Source organism: Streptomyces sp. NPDC001868 (assembly GCF_040297125.1).
Classification (GTDB): Bacteria; Actinomycetota; Actinomycetes; order Streptomycetales; family Streptomycetaceae; genus Streptomyces.
In genome coordinates, this window is record NZ_JBEOYO010000011.1 from 17,524 (window position 1) to 39,812 (window position 22,289).

The 22,289-nt window shown below is 72.9% G+C and carries 14 protein-coding genes and 1 pseudogene; 6 read left to right on the forward strand and 9 right to left on the reverse strand.

Annotated elements, in window-relative coordinates; translation table 11 throughout:
- Window positions 1-31 precede the first annotated feature (31 nt).
- Window positions 32-838, reverse strand: coding sequence for an HlyD family efflux transporter periplasmic adaptor subunit (locus ABT147_RS15635; protein ID WP_351406050.1), 807 nt, complete (start codon window positions 836-838; stop codon window positions 32-34).
- A gap of 163 nt (window positions 839-1,001) precedes the next feature.
- Window positions 1,002-1,217 carry a hypothetical protein gene (locus tag ABT147_RS15640; protein WP_033528587.1) on the reverse strand — a complete coding sequence of 72 codons (216 nt, stop codon included), beginning with the start codon at window positions 1,215-1,217 and terminating at the stop codon, window positions 1,002-1,004.
- Window positions 1,218-1,902: 685 nt separating this feature from the next.
- On the opposite strand from ABT147_RS15640, the gene ABT147_RS15645 reads away from it, so the two are divergent.
- Window positions 1,903-3,339, forward strand: coding sequence for a S1 family peptidase (locus ABT147_RS15645; RefSeq protein WP_351406052.1), 1,437 nt, complete (start codon window positions 1,903-1,905; stop codon window positions 3,337-3,339).
- 295 nt (window positions 3,340-3,634) lie between these two features.
- On the opposite strand, the gene ABT147_RS15650 is transcribed toward ABT147_RS15645, so the two are convergent.
- Window positions 3,635-5,782 carry a SpoIIE family protein phosphatase gene (locus ABT147_RS15650; protein ID WP_351406054.1) on the reverse strand — a complete coding sequence of 716 codons (2,148 nt, stop codon included), beginning with the start codon at window positions 5,780-5,782 and terminating at the stop codon, window positions 3,635-3,637.
- Window positions 5,783-6,096: 314 nt separating this feature from the next.
- Between ABT147_RS15650 and ABT147_RS15655 the strand changes: the two are divergent.
- Window positions 6,097-6,597 (forward strand): annotated as a pseudogene (locus ABT147_RS15655) (LuxR C-terminal-related transcriptional regulator); the annotation flags it as partial.
- Here the strand turns inward: ABT147_RS15655 and ABT147_RS15660 are convergent.
- The 4 genes from ABT147_RS15660 to lanKC all read right to left on the reverse strand — a co-directional run bounded on the left by ABT147_RS15660 (window position 6,520) and on the right by lanKC (window position 13,601).
- Entirely contained in the window at window positions 6,520-8,526 is a 2,007-nt protein-coding gene (locus ABT147_RS15660; protein WP_351406056.1) for an ATP-binding cassette domain-containing protein, read from the reverse strand. The pseudogene ABT147_RS15655 and the gene ABT147_RS15660 sit on opposite strands and share 78 nt — an antisense overlap.
- Entirely contained in the window at window positions 8,523-10,580 is a 2,058-nt protein-coding gene (locus ABT147_RS15665) for an ATP-binding cassette domain-containing protein (protein ID WP_351406058.1), read from the reverse strand. Before ABT147_RS15665 ends, ABT147_RS15660 begins: the two co-directional genes overlap by 4 nt.
- 121 nt (window positions 10,581-10,701) lie before the next feature.
- Window positions 10,702-10,818: a SapB/AmfS family lanthipeptide gene (locus ABT147_RS15670; RefSeq protein ID WP_005483995.1), complete on the reverse strand. Its 117-nt coding sequence runs from the start codon at window positions 10,816-10,818 to the stop codon at window positions 10,702-10,704.
- 86 nt (window positions 10,819-10,904) lie between these two features.
- Window positions 10,905-13,601, reverse strand: coding sequence for a class III lanthionine synthetase LanKC (lanKC, locus tag ABT147_RS15675; protein WP_351406358.1), 2,697 nt, complete (start codon window positions 13,599-13,601; stop codon window positions 10,905-10,907).
- Window positions 13,602-13,865: 264 nt separating this feature from the next.
- Here lanKC and ABT147_RS15680 point away from each other — a divergent pair, with 264 nt between their 5' ends.
- A complete protein-coding gene (locus ABT147_RS15680) occupies window positions 13,866-16,286 on the forward strand; it encodes a SpoIIE family protein phosphatase (protein ID WP_351406061.1) in 2,421 nt (806 codons plus the stop codon).
- A 12-nt stretch (window positions 16,287-16,298) separates the two neighbouring features.
- Entirely contained in the window at window positions 16,299-16,802 is a 504-nt protein-coding gene (locus ABT147_RS15685) for a metallophosphoesterase family protein (RefSeq protein WP_351406063.1), read from the forward strand.
- A gap of 21 nt (window positions 16,803-16,823) precedes the next feature.
- Here ABT147_RS15685 and ABT147_RS15690 read toward each other — a convergent pair whose 3' ends face one another.
- Entirely contained in the window at window positions 16,824-17,933 is a 1,110-nt protein-coding gene (locus ABT147_RS15690; protein ID WP_351406065.1) for an XdhC family protein, read from the reverse strand.
- 302 nt (window positions 17,934-18,235) lie between these two features.
- Between ABT147_RS15690 and ABT147_RS15695 the strand changes: the two genes are divergently transcribed.
- The gene (locus tag ABT147_RS15695; RefSeq protein WP_502983093.1) at window positions 18,236-20,119 is read left to right on the forward strand and encodes a cellulase family glycosylhydrolase; all 1,884 of its coding nucleotides are present in this window, start codon (window positions 18,236-18,238) and stop codon (window positions 20,117-20,119) included.
- Here the strand turns inward: ABT147_RS15695 and ABT147_RS15700 are convergent.
- The gene (locus tag ABT147_RS15700) at window positions 20,112-21,377 is read right to left on the reverse strand and encodes a YncE family protein (protein ID WP_351406069.1); all 1,266 of its coding nucleotides are present in this window, start codon (window positions 21,375-21,377) and stop codon (window positions 20,112-20,114) included. The two genes, ABT147_RS15695 and ABT147_RS15700, sit on opposite strands and share 8 nt — an antisense overlap.
- Before the next feature lie 234 nt (window positions 21,378-21,611).
- Between ABT147_RS15700 and ABT147_RS15705 the strand changes: the two genes are divergently transcribed.
- Window positions 21,612-22,274 carry a TetR/AcrR family transcriptional regulator gene (locus tag ABT147_RS15705; protein WP_351406071.1) on the forward strand — a complete coding sequence of 221 codons (663 nt, stop codon included), beginning with the start codon at window positions 21,612-21,614 and terminating at the stop codon, window positions 22,272-22,274.
- The last annotated feature ends 15 nt before the right edge of the window (window positions 22,275-22,289 follow it).

Consider the following 22,289-nt stretch of genomic DNA (forward strand, 5'->3'; position numbering starts at 1 on the left):
GTCGGCGGCCGCGTGGTGTCCTGGGACGCGGTCACGGGAGCAGCCAATCGATCGGACGCTCGTCGGCCATCCGGATTGAACCCGTGGCCATGGTCATGGAGGTCAGCTCGAACGGCGGCCCGTCCTGCGAGGACCACTTGTAGCCGGACTCGGTCGACGCCTTCCGGTCCAGCCGGACGGTGACGGCCACCGGCCGGCCCTTCTTGGTGAACTGCTCGCCGAGCTGCCGGTCACCGAGGAACGCGCCGATCGACTGCGGGGTCTGCGCGGTGCGGTCGACCTTCTTCACATGGCCGCGCAGCACGCCGTACCGCTGGGTGGGGGCCGACTGGACGGTCAGGTCCACGGCGGCGTCCGCGGGGATCGAGGCCGCGTTCTCGGCGGGGACGTACACCGTGGCGTAGAGCGGGTCGTCGGCGTCGGCGACCTTCTCGACGGCCGCGACATTCGCGCCGGTCTGGATGATCTGGCCGATCGTGGCGGCAAGCGCGGAGACCCGGCCGGCCGCGACGGACCGTACGACCGCCTCGCCGTCGGCGGTGGCGACCTTGAGGACGGGGGCCCTGGCGGGCAGCCGCTCGCCCTGTTTCGCGAGCACGGCGGTGACCTGGCCGGCCACCGGGCTCTGCAGTACGTAGCTGCCCTGCCCATGGGTGAGCACGGCGGGCGCGCTGACCGTGGACGCGACGGAACCCGTGACGGCCCAGACGGACGCGGCGGCCATGGCGACCACGGTCACGGACAGCACCAGCCAGCCCTGCGGGCGCGCGAAGCGCACCGGGAGGTCGAGTTCCTCCGGTGACTGGAGCTTGGCGAGGGCCTGTTGGCGGAACTGCACGGGACTTCCCTCACCTGCGGGACAGGGGACGACAGAAGACGGGATGACTGAAGACGGGGTGACAGAAGAACGGAGACGACAGAGGTCGTGCGGACCTTCAGGGCACCCCGAGAGTCCCGGAACCTGTCAGGTGGTTCCGGGACTCAGCGGCACCAGGGGTCGATCAGAGACCGGCGACCAGGCTCGTGACCGGGGCGGTGTTCAGACCGGTGACACCCTCGACCGTGCCGACGGCCGTGTTGACCAGGCCGGAGACCGGGGCGATGCCGTCCACCAGGCCGGTGACGGTGCCGACGGCGTTGACGGACAGGCCACCGGAGACGGCGTCGAGGGCGGCGTCCGAGATCTCGGCGGTCTCAACCTGGGGGGTGGAGTTCATGATGGAACTTCCCTTCGTATAGCTATTCATAAGGGGGGAGCGGCCCCCTTCTGGGGACAGAACGACGGCCGCACACGTGGGTACCCACTTCTCGTTTCCGAGAGCTTGGCGGCCCCCGCGGTGCGATGGATCAAAGCAGATCGCCGCCGCACACATCCAATCAACATGGCCTCCCACCAGCGCACTTGGTGACCATGACGGTTCATCCGTGCAGACTTGCGCACGCCTTGGGGGTCACTTCTTCACACGGATCGCGGCATCGTCATACCCGGTTCATTGCCGGCGGGAAAACGAACTGGACAGTCCCCCCTCAAAGGCACAGCGCGCCCGTCGCTCCTGTGCAGAACTCCCACCGGCCGTGACTCCGCTGAGCATTCGGTGTGGAGATTCCCTGAAGCCGGTTTCCCGGCCGTCGAGGGGGACGGACCGCTACCGGCCGGTCGCTGAGGGTGTCGCCGCGGGGGCCGGTCGCCGACGTGACGGGGTGCCTCGTCGGGGGTGCGGGCGGGAAGTCGTGAAATGGCGCCCGAACTGGGGGCGTAGCGCGCTTTGCGAAATGGAAGATCGAAATCTTTTTGCGGAGCGTTGAACACCCCCTCGGAACCATCCGTACCAACTGGCAACCAGGCGCCCCCAGTTCATCCGCCGGACGGCGGTACGGACCCCGTCCCCAGGAGGTCAAGAGTTGAGTCACAAACGAGCCACCAAGCGCAAGGCGTTCATAGCCGCAGGCGGCGTGGCGGCGCTCGGCGCAGCAGCCCTCATCCTTCCCAACGCCATGGCGTCGCAGACGGAGTCGAAGGACGCAGCCCCGAAGACGCTCGCCGCGGGCGACGCCTCGGATCTCGCCTCCCAGCTGCAGGAGTTGCTCGGTGATGCGTTCGCAGGCGCGTACTACGACTCGGGCGAGCAGCAGCTCATCATCAACGTCATCGACGGTCTCGAGATCGACGGCGACGACAACAACGTGATCGTCCAGGCCCAGTCGGCGGGCGCGGAGGTCCGCGAGGTCGACAACAGCTGGTCCGAGCTCCAGAAGGGCGCGGCGACGCTCAAGGAGCAGGCCAGTGTCCCGGGCACCGCCTGGGCGATCGACCCCCGCACCAACAAGCTCCAGGTCACCGCCGACTCCACGGTCACGGGCGAGAACTGGGACACCATCGAGACGGCCGTCAAGTCGCTCGGCTCGGGCATGGCGACCATCAAGAAGTCCGCCGGCACGTTCAAGCCCTTCCTGGAGGGCGGCGACGCCATCTTCGGCGGGGGCGCGCGCTGCTCGGCCGGCTTCAACGTCGTCAACGCCGAAGGCGCCCCGGCCTTCCTGACCGCCGGTCACTGCGGTGTCGCCGAGGCCGAGTGGTCCGAGGAGGAGGGCGGCGCCCCGATCGGTACCGTCGACGCGGCGACCGCCACGTTCCCCGGCACCGGTGACTTCGCCCTGGTCAACTACAACGACCCGGCGACGCAGGCGGCCAGCACGGTCGACCTCGGCAACGGCCAGACGGTCAACATCAACGCGGCCGGCGAGGCCGCGGTCGGCCTCCAGGTCTTCCGCATGGGCAGCACCACCGGTCTCGCCGACGGTCAGGTCACCGGCCTCGAAGCCACGGTGAACTACCCCGAGGGCACGGTCACCGGTCTCATCCAGACCAACGTCTGCGCCGAGCCCGGCGACAGCGGCGGCTCGCTGTTCACCGAGGACGGCCAGGCCATCGGTCTGACCTCCGGCGGCAGCGGCGACTGCACGGTCGGCGGCGAGACCTTCTTCCAGCCGGTCACCACCGCCCTCGCGGCGGTCGGCGCGACCCTCGGCGACGCCGGCGCGGGCGCCGGTGAGGAAGCCGCGGGCGGCGCCGCCGCCGGTGCGGGCGAGGAGGCCGACGGCGGTGCCGCCGCCGGTGCCGGTCAGGAAGAGGGCGCCGCGGCAGCGGGCGCGGGCCAGGAAGAAGGCGCCGGCGCGGCCGGTGCGGGCCAGGAAGAGGGCGCCGTGGCCGGTGCCGGTGACGCCGGGGACGCCGGTGCGGGCGACGCGGCCGACGGCGGTGCCGCCGCAGGCGCCGGCCAGGAGCAGGAGCAGGGCATCGGCGACCAGGGTGTCGACGAGCAGGGCGTCGAGCAGTAGGCGAACGCCCCGAGTACGTGGACGACGGCCCCGGGATCAGCGGCCACTGACCCGGGCCGTCGCCCCACGACCCACCCGTAGGCCACACCACAGCGGTTCCGGCACACAGGTGGAAACGGTCCGGCCCTCCGGCGGGAGGGTCGGACCGATTCGCGTCGAGAGACGCCTATGGAAGGGGGCGAAGCCCCTCCTTCCAGGGGCGCGGGGCTGTATCGATGTGCGGCTCCGCCGCGTGGGCGCGACCAGCCACGACGCACCCGCACCCGACGAACAACCCTCAACACCGCAACGTCAGTCACCCGCCGGCGGAGCCGGTGGCCCGCAGCAACAGCAACGCCACGTCATCCGCCCGCTCCTCCGCCGCCTCGATCTCCCGCACCAGACTGTCGGCCAGCGCGTCCAACGGCCTCTCCCCGGCCGCCGACAACCGCTCCCCGAGATCCGCCAACGCGTCCTCGATGTCGACCCCCGGCGACTCGATCAGCCCGTCGGTGTACAGCGCCAGCACCGACCCCTCGGTCAGCGCCACCTCGGTCGTCGGATACGTCGCCCCCGCGTCGATGCCGAGCAGCGGCCCACCCGCGAGGTCGAGCACCCGCACCTTCCCGTCCGGCCGGCGCAGCAACGGCGGCGGATGCCCCGCCCGCGCCATGACGGCCGTCCCGTGCTCCGGGTCGAGCCGCAGATACAGACAACTGGCGAACAGCTCCGAACCCAGGTCGATCAGCAGCCGGTTGGTGCTGCTCATCACCTCCTCCGGCGCCTGCCCGACCGTCGTGTACGCGCGGACCGCCGTACGGATCTGCCCCATCAGGCCCGCCGCCGTCACGTTGTGCCCCTGTACGTCGCCGATCACGGCCGAGGCCCGCCCGTGCGAGAGGACGAGGTCGAAGAAGTCGCCGCCGATCTCCATGCCCCGGGTGGCGGGCAGATACCGGGAGGCCGCCTCGATCCCCGGGATCGACGGCAGCGAGTGCGGCAGCAGCGCCTGCTGCAGCCCGTGCGCGAGCTGGTGCTTGGCGTCGTACAGCAGTGCCCGCTCCAGCGCCTGGGCGATGAGACCGCTGAGGCTGGTCAGCACCGCGCGTTCGTCGGCCGGGAACGGATGCGGGTCCGCGTACCCGAGCACCCAGGTGCCCACCGGCCGCCCCGACGCGATCAGCGGGAGGTACGCCCAGGCGCCCATCCCGTCCGGGCTGTCCTGCCGCATCGGATAGAGGTGCTCCAGCTGCTGCCGGGACTCGAAGAAGGCGGGCACCCCGGTGGTCAGGGCGTGCGCCCCGGGCATCGGTGCCGTCAGCGGCATGCCGTCAAAGCGTTCCACGAGGTGCGGATCGGTGTAGCCGCGGTGCCCGAGCACATGCAGGCGCCCCGCGCGGGAGCCGAACATCACGAGGGCCTGGCTGCCGATGGCCGGGGCGATCTCGTCGGCGACCAGTTCCACCACGTCCTGCACCCCCACCGCCTCGGTGAGCGCGCTCGCCAGCGCCAGCACATGGTTGATCGTCACCAGCCGGCCCGGCCCCTCGCCCTCCAGCCGCGCGGCGTGCTCGGCCTCGGCGACCGCGCGGGCCCGGGAGATCCGTACGCTCAGCCCGTTCGACCCCGGGTACAGCCGGAACGACAGCCAGTCGCTCGGCGGTCGCAGCGCCACGAACGACGTCACGTGCTGGCTCATCAGCGCCGCCCGGTAGCGGTCCTCGTACGCCGGATCGTTGAGCCAGGGCACCGACGCCCACAGCTGGGTGCCCAGCAGCCCGCTCACCGGGATGCCGAGCAGCTCGGCCGTGGCCGCGTTGGCGAAGGTGATCCGCCCGTGCAGATCGAGCGCGCACATCCCGTACGGCAGCCGCGCCACCATCCGCGCCGCCTCCACCGTGCCGAGCGTCCCGGCGACCATGGTCGCCGACGGCGCCGACAGGTCCGGCTCCGGCAGCACCGGCCGGCCCTCCTCCTCCGCGCGCCGCAGCCGCTTCGCGAGCCGGTCGCAGGCCGCGGTGAGATGGTCACGCTCGCGGTCGCTGAGCTCCGGCGGGTGCGAGCCGGGCCAGGTCAGGTAGACGGCGCCGTAGACGGTGTCGCGGGTCGCCACCGGCAGGGCGGCGAGCGCGAAGGGATAGGGCAGGACCATGGCGATCCGGGGATAGCGGCGGGCCATCTGCTCCTCGCCGCTGACCCACACCAGCCGCCGCGCCCGGACGGCCTCGGAGACCGGCACCGGCGCGCTCAGCCCCACCCGCTCCCACGGCGCGGCGAACGACCTCGGCAGCCCCGCCATGACCGCCATCTCCAGGACCGGTTCGTCGGGCGTCAGCAGATACACCGCGCCGGAGTGGGCCTCGACGTCGTCCATCATCGCGGCCAGCGCCAGGGACAGCAGCGGATGACCGACGCGGGCCGTCTCGACGGTCGTCCGCCCTCCGGACGCGTGGACGTCGGACATCGCCGACCACCTCCTCGCACGACCCCGCTACGGGCCCCAGGGTCAAGGCTCCCCCGTGGGGGCCGCCCGCGCACGGCGAGCGCGGTGCTGCGGACGAACCGCTGTACCCCCTCTCGTACGGGCCATGCCCTCCTGATGATGCGCGGCATCGCGCACGGGCGCCGTGAGTGCGCCCCCTCGCACCCCGATGGCTGGTTCTTCGCGCCCGGGCGTGGTCGGAGACGCCAACAATGGGCACGCGCTGAGGCGGAGGACATCGGTGGCGGACACCGGTGACGGGGAGGCGGAGGACACACGTGATCGGGGTACTGCTCGTGCACGACGAATGTCTGGTCAGGTCGGTCCTGGCGGAGTGGCTCCGCGGGGAACCCGGCCTGACGGTGTACGACGCGTCCTGGCGCGCGGCGCCGGGGCGCGTACGGTCCCTGCGGCCCGACGTCTGCGCGGCGGACCTGGACTGCGCGGACGCGGTCGGCATCCCGCCCCTCGCCGACCTGCGCGGCACGGGCGGCCCCGCCCCCGGCCTCCTGGTCCTCGCCCACGCCGGCAGACCCGGCCTCCTGAAACGCGCGGCGGAGGCCGGGGCCCTCGGCTACGTGGACAAGGAGGGCTCGCCGCAGCGGCTGGTGTCCGCGATCCGCGAGGTCGCTCAAGGGAAACGTTTCGTCGATGACTCCCTCGGCTTCGGCTTCCTCAAGGCCGCCGAGATGCCGCTGACACGCCGTGAGCTGAGCGTGTTATCCCTGGCCGCCGAGGGCGCCTCCGTCGCCGAGATCGCCGGCAGCCTGCACCTTTCCCATGGGACCGTGCGCAACTACATGGCCGCCATCACCCGCAAGACGGGGGCGCGCAACAGGATCGACGCCATCCGGATCTCGCAGGGAGAGGGCTGGCTCTGAGGAACGCCCGCCGGCCCGGGACGGCGCGACCGGCGTGGCCGATACGGGGGACCGGGGCGGCGGTGTCGACGGTGTCGGCGGGGCCGATTCCGGGGGCCGGGGCGACCAGGCGCCGACCAGGTCCCGGTAGAGCGACGAGCGGCCCAGCAGCTCGTCGTGCTCCCCGTACGCGACGCACCGCCCGTCCATGACCAGCACCCGGTCCGCGCGGCGGGCCGAGCTGACGCGATGGGCGACCACCACAAGGGTCGTGCCCGGCCGCCGGGCGAAGGCCAGCTCCGCGCGTTCCTCCGCCTCCGCGTCCAGATGACAGGTCGCCTCGTCGAGGATCACCACCGGCGCGTACGACAGATACGCCCGGGCCAGTGCGACGAGCTGCCGCTCCCCGGCGGACAGCGCGCCCGGGTCGACCTCGGCGGCCGGACCGCCCAGCCGCACCATCACTCCGGTGAGCCCCACCGCCTCCGCGGCGGCCCACAGCTCCTCCTCGGGCACGGGTTTCGGCCGTAGTTCGCCGAGGTTTTCCGCGAGGGATCCCCCGAAGACGTACGCCTCCTGCGGAATGAGCACCCGGTGTGCGCGGGATGTGGCCCGGGATGCCGGCCGCCCACACAAGTGGACGGTGCCGTGCCGGGGGCGCAGGAGACCCGCGACGAGCCCGGTGAGGGTGGACTTGCCGATGCCGCTGGGGCCGACGACGGCCAGGTGTGTGCCGTGCGGGACACGGAGGCTGAGGCCGTCGATGACGGGGGTGCCGGAGTCGCCGTAGGCGAAGGTGACGGAGGAGAGGGCGAGCGCGTCGGACGTGGCGGGGTGGGGCGGGGGCGTGGCGTCGGGGGATCGGCCGCTCCCACGTGCGGCCGCCAGCGGCGGTCCCGGCTGCGGGGCGGGTGTCGGCGCGTGCGGCGGGGCCAGCCTGCGCAGCACCACCGCGAGCCGGGAGCCGCTGGTGCCCAGGCCGTGGACCAGGTTCTGGAGGGCGGGCAGCAGGGACTGGGTGACATAGGCGAGGGCGCCGATCAGCGCGCCCGCCGTGACCCCGCGGTCCAGCAGCCAGGGCGTGGTGGCCAGGAGGAGCACGACGGGCAGCTGGCCGCCGATCGCGAGGGCGGCGACCCGTACGACACCCCAGCGGGCCAGTGAGCGCGCGGCCCGGTACTCGGCGTCGACGCACCGGCCGGCGTCGGCGGCGACCAGGTCCTCCGCCCCGGCCGCCGTGATGTCCCGCAGCCCCGGGCAGACGGCGCCCAGCCGGCCCGCGAGGACCTCGTCGGCGACCAGGAAGGTCTCCTGCCTGCGGGCCAGCGGACCGAGCGTCGCCAGGAAGAGGGCCACACCGACGGCCAGCGGGGGGCCCACGACCAGCAGCAGGGGCGGGGCCAGCGAGAAGAGCCCGACCAGCGCCCCGGCAGCCGTGAACAGGAACGACCGTGACACCATCACCAGCCCGGCGAAGGTGTCCCGGGCGATCTCCACCTGCTGGGTCAGCCCGGACAGGGCCCCGCCGTCCGCCTCCCGCACCCCCCGTCCGACCACGCCCCGCACCAGCCGGTCCCGCAACGGCTCCACCAGCCCCGCCACACACCCGTACACCCGCCCGGTCCCGAACGCCCCCACGACCACCGCCCCGGCCGCGACCCCGAGCCACCCCAGCCCGACGCCCGCGCGCCCGGCCAGGAACCCGTCGTCGAGGGCCCGCGCGAGGGCGTACCCCATCACGAACGTCTGCGCCGTCTCCAGCACGGACCACAGGACCAGCCGTACGACGACACGGGCGCGCCCCCGCAGAAACCGGAGCCCGCGACGCGGGAGGCCGGGCGAGTGCTGTCCCTGGCTCCCCTTCATCGGCCCCCTCCGCCCGGAGCGCCGTACGGCGCGGTGCAGCCGGGGTCCGCGGCGTCCGGCTCCGGCACACGAGCGGCGGCCGCCGCCCCGCCGAACAGCTCCCGGTACCCCGCCGTCCGCCACAGCTCCGCGTGCGGCCCGACCGCCCGCACCCTCCCCCCGTCCAGCCACGCCACCGCGTCCGCGCGGGCGGCCGTCGTGGCGCGATGGGCGATGAGCAGGCGGGTGCCGCCGGTGGCGGGGCGGAGGAGGGCGTCGGTGATGCGGTGCTCGGTGACGGTGTCGAGGCTGGAAAGGGCGTCGTCGAGGACGAGCAGACGGCTGTCACGGGCGAACGCCCGGGCGAGGCCCAGGCGTTGGGCCTCGCCGCCCGACAAGGGTGCGTCGGCGCAGGGGGTGGCGTAGCCGTCGGGAAGGCGGCGGACGAAGGCGTCGGCGTGCGCGGCACGGGCGGCCTCCCGTACCCGGGCCGGGGAGGGGCGGGGCGCGCCGAAGGCGATGGTGTCCTCCACGGAGTCGCCCAGCAGGGCCGGGCGGGCGAAGGCGTGGACGATCGCCCGGCGCAGCTCCCGGCGGTCCAGCTCACACAGCGGCACCCCGTCGAGCCGTACCTCCCCCTCGTCCGGGTCCACGAGCCGCCCGGCGACGGCCGCGAGCAGCGACTTGCCCGCCCCCGAACGCCCGACGACAGCCAGCGTGCTCCCACCCGGCACGACCAGATCGACCCCGTCCAGCAGAGCACGCCCACCACGCCGGACGGTCACGGAACAGAGCTCCAACCGCCCTTGCCCGGCAGGGGTGTCCGGCGTTCGCCGCCTGCGCGGGGAGAGACTCTCCGGCTCCAGAGGCCCCGGTCCGGACATGTCGTCCGCCTCCGGCGCGCCCGGCCCTGCGGTGTTGTCCGGCTCCGGCGCGCCCCGTCCGGAGGCGCCCCCCGGCTCCCGCCCTCCCCGGTGAGGGGTGCCGTCCCCCTTCAGTCCCCAGGCACCCCGCTCGGATCGCCCCTGCCCGGACGGGCGCCCCGGCTCCGGCAACCCCTGGCCTGTACCGGGGAGCAGCCGGTCGCCGTACGTGGGTGCGGGCTCGGTCAGGATCTCGGTGAGGCGGGCGGCGCCTGCCCGGGCGCGGATCAGGGACGAGAGGTGGCCGACCAGGACGCCGATGCCGGCGGCCAGTACGGCGTAGCGGGACGCGGCGAGCAACTCGCCTACGGAGAGGCGCTGTTGGGTGAGGAGGACACCGGCGCCGGCCACGACGGCGAGCTGTGACAGCGGGGCCACGGCGGCTGCCCGCGCGGCGGCCCGGCCCTGGACGCGCCACATGCGGTGCCCCTCGCGGGAGAGTTCGGGCAGGGGGCGCAGAACACGGGCGACCGTACGGTCGGCGATTCCGGCGGCGGCGATCGTGCGGGCCCCGGCGACGGCCTCGGCGAGCCCGCCCGCGATACGGCCCTGGGCCCGCTGGTAGCGCGTCACACACGCGGAGGAGTCCCGGGCCAGCGCGCGCAGCACCAGGGCGAGCAGCGGGGCCCCGACCAGGAACACCACCACGAGCCACAGGTCGATCAGCCCCAGCGCCACCACCGCGCCCAGCGGCCCGGCGAGCGCGGCGAGCAGCGCGGCGACCGTGGCGGGAGCCGTGCCCGCCTGGGCCGCGTTCCCGACGAGCCGGGCCACCAGATCCCCCGGCCCGAACCGGCCGACGGCCCGTGGCCCCACGGCCAGCACATGCCCGACCAGACGGTGCCGCAGCCAGGCGGTGGCCCGGGCGTTGGTGGTCCCGCCGAGCACGGTCTCCACCGCGTCCAGGACGGCCACGGCGAGCACCAGCCCCGTGCACCACAGCACCCAGCGCGAGCCGGCCGGGTCACCGGCCAGCAGCAGATCCAGGGCCCGCCCCAGCGTGACCGGCAGCAGCAGATTCGCCCCCGTCGCGGCCACGGCCACGAGCGCCAGGGCCGTACAGCGGGGGCCGGAGTACCGGACGGTGGAGCGCAGCAGGGGGACGGACGCGGCTGCCGGGCCGGAGGCACCGGCTTCGGTGAGGGTCGTCATACCCGTCCTGACATGGGATGACCGGGTGGATCACTGGTCTTGGGCGAACGCTTGGACGAGTGGGCCCCGGACGGCCCCTCCCCCCGAGGGGGAGGAACCGTCCGGAGCCGCCGGCCTCGGATCAGAGGCAGAGCGTGATGCTGGCCGCGCTCACACAGGACAGCACGCTCAGGGAGCTGGGGCCGCCGGTGCCGGTCGTCTCGTCGGCTTCCATCGTCTGCAGGTCGAGAAGTGCCATGTCGATTCCTTTCGATCGTCGGCCCGTCGAGGGGCCGTTGGGGACGGGGGTGTTGCGTCACGACTCCACCGGGCGGCGGAACCGCGTCATTGGGGCCGCCGTCGCAACGGCGGCAGGAACGGAAGGTGCGGCGTGGCGTCGTCGGCGCCGGCGTGCGCCGCGCCGAGCGCCAGCAGGCAGCCGGCCGTTCCGGTACCGAGGTCCATGGAGAGCCGCATCAAGTGGTTGCCGGGGAAGGACAGTTGCCCCTGGTACGGCATCGAGTGCCAGCCGAGCGCGGCGATCTGTTCCGTCAGCCGCTCGCGCGGGGCACCCGTCCGGGCGAGGTGGAGGACCATCCCGGCCCGGCCCTCGAAGAGCCCCGGCTGCGCGTAGAAGCGATAGGCCGCGGCGGTCAGGACACCCGCACGGATCCGCGTGAACTCGTCCGAGATCCGCGCGAACCCGTCGGTGTCGGTGTCGGTGCCAGGGGCACGGCCAGTACTGGCGTCAGGGCCAGTACTGGCTCCGACCCCGGTCGCGGCCAGGTAGTCGTCGAGCACCAAGCCGACGCCCACGCTCCCGTCCCCGAGATACGGCATCGTCCGCCATCCCTCGTCGACGGCCAGCCCGCCGTTCTTCTGCTCGACCAGGCACTCCAGGTCCTGCCGCAGCGCCTCGCCGGCCGCGTCGAGCAGCGCGCGGTCGCCCGTCGCCTCGTACCGGCGCAGCAGGAACAGCGCGGGCCCGCTCGCGCCGCGCAGCAGGCCGGCGCGCCGGCGGGGCGGTGCCGGGCGGGGCTCGGCGAGGCGGCGTACGAGGAGTCGCGCGGCCTCCGCCGCGTGCTCGCGCAGCCCGGACTCGCCTGTGGTCCGCGCCAGCTCGTCGAGGACCAGGCCGAGCCCGGCCAGCCCGCCGCGCAGGTCGGAGGAGAGCTTGTGCCACTTCTCGCCGAGGATCTGCTCGACCAGGTCCAGGGCCCGTTGCCGATGGCCCAGCCGGTCCAGGGTGTGGGCGACGCCCGCGAGACCGTCGTACAGGCCGAGCGGGGTCCCGATCGGCACCGGGGCGCAGTGGTCGAGCAGCCAGCGCTCGCCCTCCTCGTAACGCTCCGCGCCGACCTCCGCGAGCGCGTACAGGACGCCCGCCGCGCCGTGCGCGAGGCCGAGTCCGCCGCCGTCGGAGAACTGGGCGACGTCCCCGGGGAAGAGCCGGTCGTCGCGCTCCGGGGTGGCCGAGGCCAGGATCGCCTTGACCATCGAGTCCCGGCTGTACGGCCAGTCGCCGGGCTCGGCGAGGGACCAGCCGCTCCCCGGGGTGGCCGGTCCCGCCACCCGTGCGGGCGCTGCGGTACCGCTCCCACGGCCGATCTCCGCGACCGCCTCGTCGAGGAACGCGCGCGGCACGTCCGGGAACTGCTCCGCGATCACCGACGCCAGATGCGCGGCCTTCTCCCGCTCCACCACGAACAGGGACGTGACCGGCAGGAACAGCGCGAGGCGCAGACACGCGAGGGCGTAGCGGTCGACGTCCGGGCCCGTGCGGTCCGGGGGTGCCAGGAAGCCGGGGTGGGCGACGATCTGGCGGCCGTTCTCCTCGGCCGGGGCCGCCGCCTCGAAGTCCAGGAGGGAGACCGAGTGCTCGTCGGGCGCGACCATGATGTTGAAGACGTGCAGGTCGTTGAAGACGATCCCGCGGGCGTGCACCGCCTCGACGGCCTCCTCGACGGCCCGGTGGACGTGCAACGCCCAGGCCGTGTACGCGGCGACCGCGCCCGGCTCGGGATCCGCGGCCAGCAGGGGGTGCCGTTCGGCGACGTAGGAGTTGAGCGGGCGGCCCTCGACGAAGTCCATGACGAGGAAGCGGTGGTCGCCGAGGGTGAACCAGTCGCGCACCTCGGGCACGACCCCGAGCCCGGCCAGCCGCTCCAGCGCGTCCTTCTCCCGCTCCAGCCGGGTCACCGCGTCGGCCCCGTCGGCGGCCAGCCCGGCGTGCGGGCGCCCCTCCTTGAGGACCACCCGGCGGCCGTCACGGGTGTCGGTGCCGACGTACACCCCGCCGCCGTTGGAGAAGTGCAGCGCCTTCTCGATGCGGTACGGCAGCTCGCCGACCGTGGTCGTGTTGCGCGCCGCCAGCTGCGGTTCCAGGAACGCGGGCAGCGTCACCCAGTCGGGGACATGGAAGGTCGGTTTCCGCTGGTCCGGCACCAGGGTGCCCTCGCCGTCGCGGACGGCCGGGACGAGCGTGCCGCGCTCGTCGACGACGAAGGCCCGGGCGAAGGCGCCGTACCGGACGTACAGGGGCCCTTCGTCCCAGCGCAGGTCGGTGAGGATGTACGGCCCGTCGAAGCCCTCCAGGAGGGCGCCCAGCTCGCGCAGGACGAGGTGCAGCTGCTCCTCGTCGACCGGGTAGACGGTGACGAACTTGCCGCTGGTGTCGCGGGCCGCGTACTTGGCGTTGCGCAGATGCAGCAGATACGGGCCGGGGACGAACTTGAACGGGATGTTCCGGGGCACGCAGTAGTCCCACACGATCGCCGCGATCCGGTCCGCGTTCCCCCGGGTGGCGGAGGCGTGCACCTTCCATCCCTGGGTGGGTCCGGGACGGGGCCGCCCGCCGTCGTCGACCGGGGTCAGCGTCAGCCAGTCCCCGATCCGGGCGGCCCGCCAGCCCTCCGGGACCGCCCGTCCGGCGGTCTCGTAGCCGGTCGCCGCCGAGCCGGCGCCGTCACCGGCCGAGAGCCGGTCCGGTGTCTCGTAGAAGTGTCGGTCGGCGAGCGCGTACGCCTCGTACCGCTTGTCCATGCAGTCCCCCCGAGTCGTGTGCTCGTCGCCGCCGTCGCCCCCTGGGCCGGGTGAGGACGAGCCTTCCAGCCCGCCGGAGAGCCCGACAGTCACGGCTGTCACCAGAAACCCGTCACGCCTGTCACGCGCCCACCGTGCGGAACGCATACGTAAAGATCTGTTCGGCGTCGTTCGAACCCGGACGGGTTCGCGGAGCAGGGCCCCGGCCTCGCGGAACGGTCCCAGGGGCTGCGCGACCGTGCCGGAAGCGCTGTAATTACGGACGTGGTCAGTGAGGGCGCGGCGGAACCCGGAACGAGGACTCTGCGTGCCGAACTCGCGCTCAAGACGCTCCGCGGCGATCTCGACGCGCACGAGCGGCTGCACGCCATCCTCGAACAGGTGCTCGTCTTCGCAGGTGCGACCGTCGCCGTCGTGTACGTCCCCGACGGCGAGGGCGACGCGCTGTCCCTGATCGGCGCGGCCGGCGTACCGAGGAGCCTGTACGGGCTCCTCGACAGCTATCCGGCGGCGGGCAGCGCCCCGGTCGCCGAGGCCTGCCGTTCCGGACGGCCACACTGGTTCGCCTCCGCCGACCTCGACCGGGACGCCGACGTCCGCCGCGCCCACACCGAGGACTTCACGCTGGGCGTGCTGCCGCTGCGCGAGCGCGGCTGCCTGGTCGCCGTCGGCGACGGCACGGACGCCTTCGACGCCGAGGACCGGCACTGCCTCGACCTGCTCGCGGAGGCGGTCACCAGCGCCGCGCCCGCCCGGCCCGCCGGGCCCGGCGCCTCGTTCGACCTGGCCATGGACACCGGACGGGTCGAGGTCGACGACGGGCTGCTGGAACTGTTCGGCATGGGCCCGGACGACTTCGACGGCCGGGTCGAGACCCTCATCGCGCTGACCGTGCCCGAGGACCTGCCCGCGCTGATGTCCGTCGTGGAGGCGGACCACATGTCCATCGGCGACCGGGAGCTGGAGTTCCGCATCCTGCAGCCCTCCGGCGAGCAGCGCTGGCTCAGGCTGCGCGGCCGGATCCTGCCCGGTGGCGAGGACCGGCCCGCCCGGCTCGTCGGCACCGTCGCCGACGCCTCCACCCTGCGCACCGGCCGCGGCGACGTGGCCCGCATCCAGCGCCTCGCCGCCGCCCTGGCCACCGCCGGCACCGTCCGGGACGTCAGCCAGGCCGTGGTGACCGCCCTGCGCGAACCGCTCCAGGCCGACCGGATCGCCCTCGCCGAGCTGGAGGGCGACCGTCTCGTCGTCACCGTCCTCGACCCGCCGCAGCCGGAGGTCTGGCCCGAGGTGTGGCGTTCCGAATGGCGTTCCGAATGGCCGGACGCGCCCGTGCGCACCATGCCGACCCTCGCCACCGCGCTCCGCGAGGGACGCGCCGGGATCTGGCCCGCCGGAGCCGATCTGGAGCCCGCGCTCGCCGACGTCGGCCCCGGCGGTCTCGCCGTCCTCCCGCTGCCCGCCGGGGGCCGGATGGCCGGGGCCTGTCTGATCGGCTGGGACAACCCCCACGACTTCGGCCCCGAGGAGCGGGCCCTGCTCACCGCCGCCTCGGGCCTCGCCGGACAGGCCCTGATGCGCGCCCACGCCTTCGACGCCGAGCACGAACTCGTCGGCATGCTCCAGCGCACCCTCCTCCCACGCCGGCTGCCCCAGCTCCCCGGCGCGGTCGCCGTCGCCCGCTATCTGCCCACCACCGCCGGTCTGGAGGTCGGCGGCGACTGGTACGACGTCATCCCGCTGCCCGACAACCACGTCGCCCTCGTCATCGGCGACGTCCAGGGCCACAACGCGGGCGCCGCCACCCTCATGGGCCAGATGCGCACCGCCCTGCGCGCCTACGCCGTCGAGGGACACCCCCCGGACGTCGTCGTCTCGCACGCCAACCGGCTCCTCATGGACATGGAGACCGACCTCTTCGCCACCTGCTGCTATGTCGACATCGACATGGAGGAAGGCTCCGCCTGGTACGTCCGCGCCGGGCACATCCCGCCGGTGCTGCGTCACCCGGACGGCACCACCGAGATCAGCGAGACGGAGGGCGGACCGCCGCTCGGCGTCGTCATGCAGGCCGACTTCCCGATGAGCCCGCTGCGCCTGGCCCCCGGCACCCTGCTGGCCCTCACCACGGACGGCCTCGTCGAGTCCGCCGACGTCGACATCGAGGACGGCCTCGCCCACCTCGCCGCCGAACTGTCCGCCGCCGAGCCCGCCCACCTCGGCGTGGTCGCCGACACCCTGCTGGGCGGCGCCAACCGCGACGACGACGTGGCCCTCCTCCTCATCCGCTACGACGGCATGGCACTGCGCCCCCAGCGCGAGAACTGGAGCGTGTGGCGCGTCCCCCAGGCCGTGGGCCAGGCCCGTCGCTACACCCGGCGCGTCCTGCGCCGCTGGGACGTCGAGTCCGCGGCCGACACCGTGCTCCTCATCGTCTCCGAACTCGTCACCAACGCCCTCGTCCACACCGACGGCCGTGTCCGCCTCGACCTCACCCTCCTGGGCGACCGCCTCCGTGTCGCCGTGGCCGACTCCTCCCCCCGCACCCCGATGAAACCCACGATCATCGGCTGGGAGGCCACCGGCGGCCGGGGCATCCTCCTCGTCGAGGCCATGTCCTCGGCATGGGGCACCGTCCCGGTCAGTGGCGGGAAGCAGGTGTGGGCGGAGATCCCCATCGAGTGACACCCTGGCCGGGTGCGCCTGCTGCTCATGTCCGACACCCACCTGCCCAAGCGCGCGAAGGAGCTGCCCGGGCAGCTTCTCGCCGAACTCCCGCAGGCCGACGTGGTCGTCCACGCCGGTGACTGGGTCGACGAGGACACCCTCGATCTCCTCGAAGCCCGCTCCCGCCGGCTGATCGCCGTGTACGGCAACAACGACGGCCCCGGCCTACGGGCCCGCCTCCCGGAGGTGGCCCGCGCCGACCTGGCCGGGCTGCGGCTCGCCGTCGTCCACGAGACCGGACCCGCCCAGGGCCGCGAGCCCCGCTGCGCCGCCCGGTTCCCCGACACCGACCTTCTCGTCTTCGGCCACAGCCACATCCCCTGGGACACGACCACGGCCACCGGACTGCGGCTCCTCAACCCCGGTTCCCCGACCGACCGCCGCCGTCAGCCCCACCGCACGTACATGACGGCGACGGTGACGGACGGCGGGCTGGCGGACGTACATCTGCACCGACTGCCGCCCCGCACCTGAGCCGAGCGCCCGCCGCCGTGCTCAACCGGTCGGGTCCGGCGGATGGATCACCCCGGTCGTCGCCGTCAACGGCACCCCGCTGCCGCCCCACCGGAGCGCGACGATCTCCGCCGCGACGGACACGGCCACCTCCTCCGGCGTCCGGGCGCCGAGGTCCAGGCCGGCCGGGGAGCGCAGCCGGGACAGCTCCGACGCGTCGAGCCCGGCCTCCCGCAGCCGCCGCATCCGGTCCTCGTGCGTACGGCGGCTGCCCATCGCCCCGATGTACGCGGCCGGGCGGCGCAGCGCCTCCTCCAGGAGCGGCACGTCGAACTTGGGGTCGTGGGTGACGACGCAGATCACCGTGCGGTCGTCGGTGGCGGTGCCGCGCAGATAGCGGTGCGGCCAGTCGACGACGACCTCCACGGCGGCGGGGAAGCGTTTCGCGGTGGCGAAGACCGGGCGGGCGTCGCACACCGTGACGCGGTAGCCGAGGAAGTCCCCGATCCGGGCGACCGCCGCCGCGTAGTCGATCGCGCCGAAGACCAGCATGCGGGGCGGGGGCGCGAAGGAGTGCAGGAAGACGGTGACCGCGTCCTCGCGCCGCTCGCCGCCGGGACCGTAGTGCCGCTGCCCCGTGGCACCCTGGGCCAGCTCGCCCCGCGCGTCGGCGGCGACCGCCGCGTCCAGCCCCGCCGAGCCGAGGGTGCCGGAGGTCCTGTCCGGCCACACGGCCAGGGTGGCGCCCTGCGGGGCGGGGCCGTCGATCACGGTCGCCACGGTCACCGGGTGCCCGGCGCCCACCGACTCCACGACCCGGCCGAACGACGGGTCCTCGGCCGGTGTCACCCGCCGGACCAGGAGTGTGATCTCCCCGCCGCAGGTCAGGCCCACGGCGAACGCGTCCTCGTCGCTGTACCCGAAGGTCGCGAGGCGGGGCTCGCCGGACGCCACGACCTCCTGGGCCAGCTCGAACACCGCGCCCTCCACACAGCCGCCGGACACGCTGCCCACGGCCTCGTCGGCGGGGCCGACCGCCATGGCCGCGCCCGGGCCGCGGGGTGCGCTCCGGGTGACCGTGACGACGGTGGCGAGTCCGAAGGGGGAACCGTCCGCGTACCACTCGCCGAGCGCCGAAAGGATCTCCCGCACGGGCATCCACCTCCTCTCACTCCACCCTCCAACAGTTTTCGCGCCCCCGCCGCCCCTGCCCGTCCCATCCCCCCGGAGTTCGGTGGCTGCCCGGAGCGACCTCAGCCCTGACCCGGCGGGTGGGCGCGCGCGGCGGCCCTTTACCCGGTCCCCGCGCGAGCGCACAAGGCCCCTCAAGGTCTTCCGGGGGCGTACAGGGCAAAGAATCAGCTGTGAGAGGTGAACTGTCTTGCGAAAAAGGGTACTTACTCGTGCGTCAGTTGCTATTGACGGCCCGCCTGCCCATTGGGACGGTAGTGCACATGTCGAATGTGGCGGACATGTCAAGATTGCGCACTCGTCTGCTCGGTGTCCTGATCCTCGTCACCGGCTTCCTGACCACGGCGGGCCCCACCCAGCCCGCCTCCGCTCTCACTGACGAACTCTGGTTCGACGCCCAGGCCGCGGCCACGCTCACGGTCGACGGCGGCAGGTTCAAGGACGGCCTCGGCCGCGAGGTCGTCCTGCGCGGCTACAACGTCTCGGGTGAGACGAAGCTCAAGGAGAACAACGGTCTGCCCTTCGCCTCGGTCGCCGACGCGAAGAAGTCGGCGACCGCGCTCAGGGCGCTCGGCGGCGGCAACTCCGTCCGTTTCCTGCTGTCCTGGGCGTACGCGGAACCGGTGCGCGGGCAGGTGAGCACCTCCTACCTGGCGGCGGCCACCGCGCAGATGGGCGCCTTCCTGGACGCCGGGATCAAGGTCTATCCCGACTTCCACCAGGACCTGTACTCCCGCTGGCTGTTCGACTCCGACAGCTGGTACACCGGCGACGGCGCCCCCAAGTGGGCCGTCGACCTCGGCGACTACCCCGACGAGTACTGCGGCATCTGCCCGTTCTGGGGCCAGAACATCACCTCCAACGCGGCGGTGACGGAGTCGACGTACGACTTCTGGCACAACACCTACGGGCTCCAGGACTCCTTCCTGGACACCGCGCAGAAGACGATGACGTACGTGAAGTCCAACCTCACGTCCGCCCAGTTCCAGGGCGTCGTCGGCTTCGACCCGTGGAACGAGCCGCACCCCGGCGTCCTCGACTCGGGGCAGACCAGCCGGACGTGGGAGAAGGACGTCCTGTGGCCGTTCTACGTCAAGTTCCGCGCCCGGATGGACGCGGCGGGCTGGCAGTCCAAGCCGGCGATGGTCGAACCGAACCTCTTCTGGAACGCCAACATCGACTTCCAGAAGCAGGAGGGCGGCCTCCTCGACGCGGGCACGATCGGACCGCGCTTCGTCTTCAACACCCACTTCTACGACCAGAAGGCGATCTCCGGCGTCTTCATGTGGGGCAAGGCGGAGGACGGCCAGTACGTGAACGACTTCGGGACCGTGCGCGACCGGGCCACCGCCGGCGGCACCGCGGCGATCATCAGCGAGTTCGGACACCCGCTCGCCGGCTCGGTCTCCGACAAGGCGCCCACGGTCTACAAGGCCATGTACCAGGCGCTCGACTCCCGGGTGAAGGGCGCGAACTGGTGGGCGAACCCGGCCTCCTCCGGCCCGGTCCTCTCCGGCTCCCAGTGGCAGTGGGACATCTACTGGGGCCGCCACCGCGAACTGATGAACGACAACCCCGACAAGGTGCAGGTCGAGGGCGACGCCTGGAACGGTGAGGACCTCTCCGCCGTACGCCTCGACGACTCCGGTACGGCCGTGCTCCGCCAGGACGCCCGGATGCTCGACCGGATCTACCCGAGCGCCACGGCGGGCAGCGCGGTCGCCTTCACCTACGAGGACCGCTCGCGCGACGGCTCCACGACGCTGACGTGGAACCCGGTGCCCAGCTCCCTGCCGAACGTCTCCTCGCTCGTCGGCTCCGGCCAGTACTCCCTGCTGGTCTGGCGCTCGGACGGCAGCACCGAACCGACCGAGCTGCACCTCCCGGCGTCCTTCCCCACCGCGTCCACCACGGTGGTGTCCGACCTCGGGGTGACCGCCACGCCGCCGGCGTACACCACGTCCACCCCGATCGCCGCCGCCAAGGAACCGGGCGGCACCGGCAGCCGCCGTCTCCTCCTCACCGCCGCCGACACGGGCAAGCTCCACTACGCCCTGGTCACCAACGGCGCGACAGCCCCGTCCGCGACGCAGCTGAGCGCGGCACGGACGGAGCTGTCGAACTGGCTGACCGCCAGGTTCAGTTAGCGGAAGGTCCGGTCCAGTCGGCGGGCACCTTCGCCAGCCGCACCCGCTGGGGGTGGTCGCCGACTGGCACGGACACGGTCTTCCGCCCGGTGGCGAAGTCGATCACCGTCACCTGGTCGGCGCCGCTCTCGGAGACCACACAGGACTTGCCGTCACCGCTGACGGTCGACCAGTACGGCTTGGAGACGGGGACGAGCGGGCCCTCCTGGAGGGTCGCGCGGTCCACGACGGTCGCGTAGTCGTCCATCGTGCCCGCGATGCACAGCTTGGTGCCGTCCGGCTTCATCGTCAGACCGTGGTGGCGGGAGTCGTTGACGAAGGTGGTGCGGTCGTCGCTGACCCCGGGGGACTTCGGCAGGGTCTTGGTGCGGGTGATCCTGTCGGTGGCGATGTCGTACTCGAAGAAGCCGTTGAAGAACGACACCTGGAAGTACAGCTTGGTCTCGTCGGGCGAGAACGCGGCGGGGCGGACCGCGTCCGAGTAGTCGCTCAGCCCGATGGCGTTGAGCCGCTCCCGCATGTCGATCACCTTGACCTGCTGGAAGGTGTTCGCGTCGGCGACCGTGATCTTCCGGTCGCCCTTCGTCCAGTCCAGCCAGGGCGCGTCGGTCTGGGTGTTCACATCGCCGATCGCCATGTTCCAGACGTACTTGCCGTCGCTGGTGAAGATGTTCTCGTGCGGCTTGTCGCCGGTCTTGAACGAACCGAGCTGCCGGCCGGTGACGATGTCCAGGACGTGCACGGTGTTGCCGGTCGACGCGGACACCGCGACCCGCTTGCCGTCGGGGGAGACCGCCATGTGGTCGGAGCGGTAACCCGACACGGGGAAGCGCCACTTGATGTCGCCGGTCCTGACGTCGATGGAGACCACGTCGGCGAAGCTGGGGCGGGAGACGACCATCGACGAGCCGTCCGGGGTGGCGTACATGTCGTCCACGAACTGGTCGTGGCCCTCGCCCACGCTGTTCCGGATCGTCATGAAGGCGATCCACCGGATGGGATCGGCGTTGATCTCCGCCATCCGCGCGTCCTTGTCCGGGATGACGTTGATCCGGCCGATCTTCGCGAAGTCGCCGGAGGCCTTGATGACGTCGGCGGTGCCCTCCCAGTTGTTGCCCACGAACATCACCTCCCGCAGATCGGCCGCGGCGGTCGCCGGGGTGGCGGTCGCGGCCGCGGAGGCGGTCAGCGCGAGAGCGGCGACGACGGCACCCAGGTTCCGGGTTCTACGACGGCGGGCGCCGGGGGAGACGGTCATGGTCGGTTCCTCCTGCTTGCTTGGGGCATGACAAGGCGGCTCGGGACAACGAGGAATCACGAAAGCGAGGGTGGAGAAAGGGTGCGTCAAGTCTGAACAGGTCGGCGTTCAGAATTGACTTACTGGAAAGTAAGGAACGGTCGTGCTTCACCACAAGACCGGGGATACGACAAAATCAACCGACGGCCCCGAACCGGTCGTCGCACAGGGGCAGGTTCTGTCGGGAGGAGCAGCGTGGCGGGCAGGCTCAAACAGCCCACCGGCCGGTACGGGGGCAGGTCCGCGGCGGACCGCCGGGCCGAGCGCCGAGGCCGTTTCCTCGACGCGGCCCTCCAGCTCTTCGGCGACAGCCCCGGATTCCGGGCAACCACGATCGCCGGGCTGAGCGAGGCCGCCGGACTGTCGACCCGGCAGTTCTACGAGGAGTTCAGCAGTCTGGAGGAGGTGCTGGCCGCCCTCCACCTCCAGGTCAACGACTGGGCGGAGGAGGCCGCGCTCACCGGCCTCGCCACGATGGACGGACAGCCGATCGCCGCGCGTGCCACCGCCGCGTTCCGCGCCTACGCCGCGAACGTCACCGGCGACCCGCGCCGACTGCGCATCACCTTCACCGAGATCGTCGGCGTCAGCCCCCGCCTGGAGCGCCAGCGCCTCGAACGCCGCTCCCGCTGGATCGACTTCATCTGCGCCGAGGCCACCGCCGCCGCCGAGCGCGGCGAAGCCGTCCACCGCGACTACCGCATCGCCGCCACGGCCTTCATCGGCAGCGTCAACGGCCTCCTCCACGACTGGCAGGCCGGCTGGGTCGACGCCCCTCTCGACGAGGTCGTCGACGAACTCGTCGGACTGCTGCTGGGAATCCTGCGGCCGGCGGGGTGGCGACCGGAAGGGCAGTGAGGAGCGGCTCGGGGC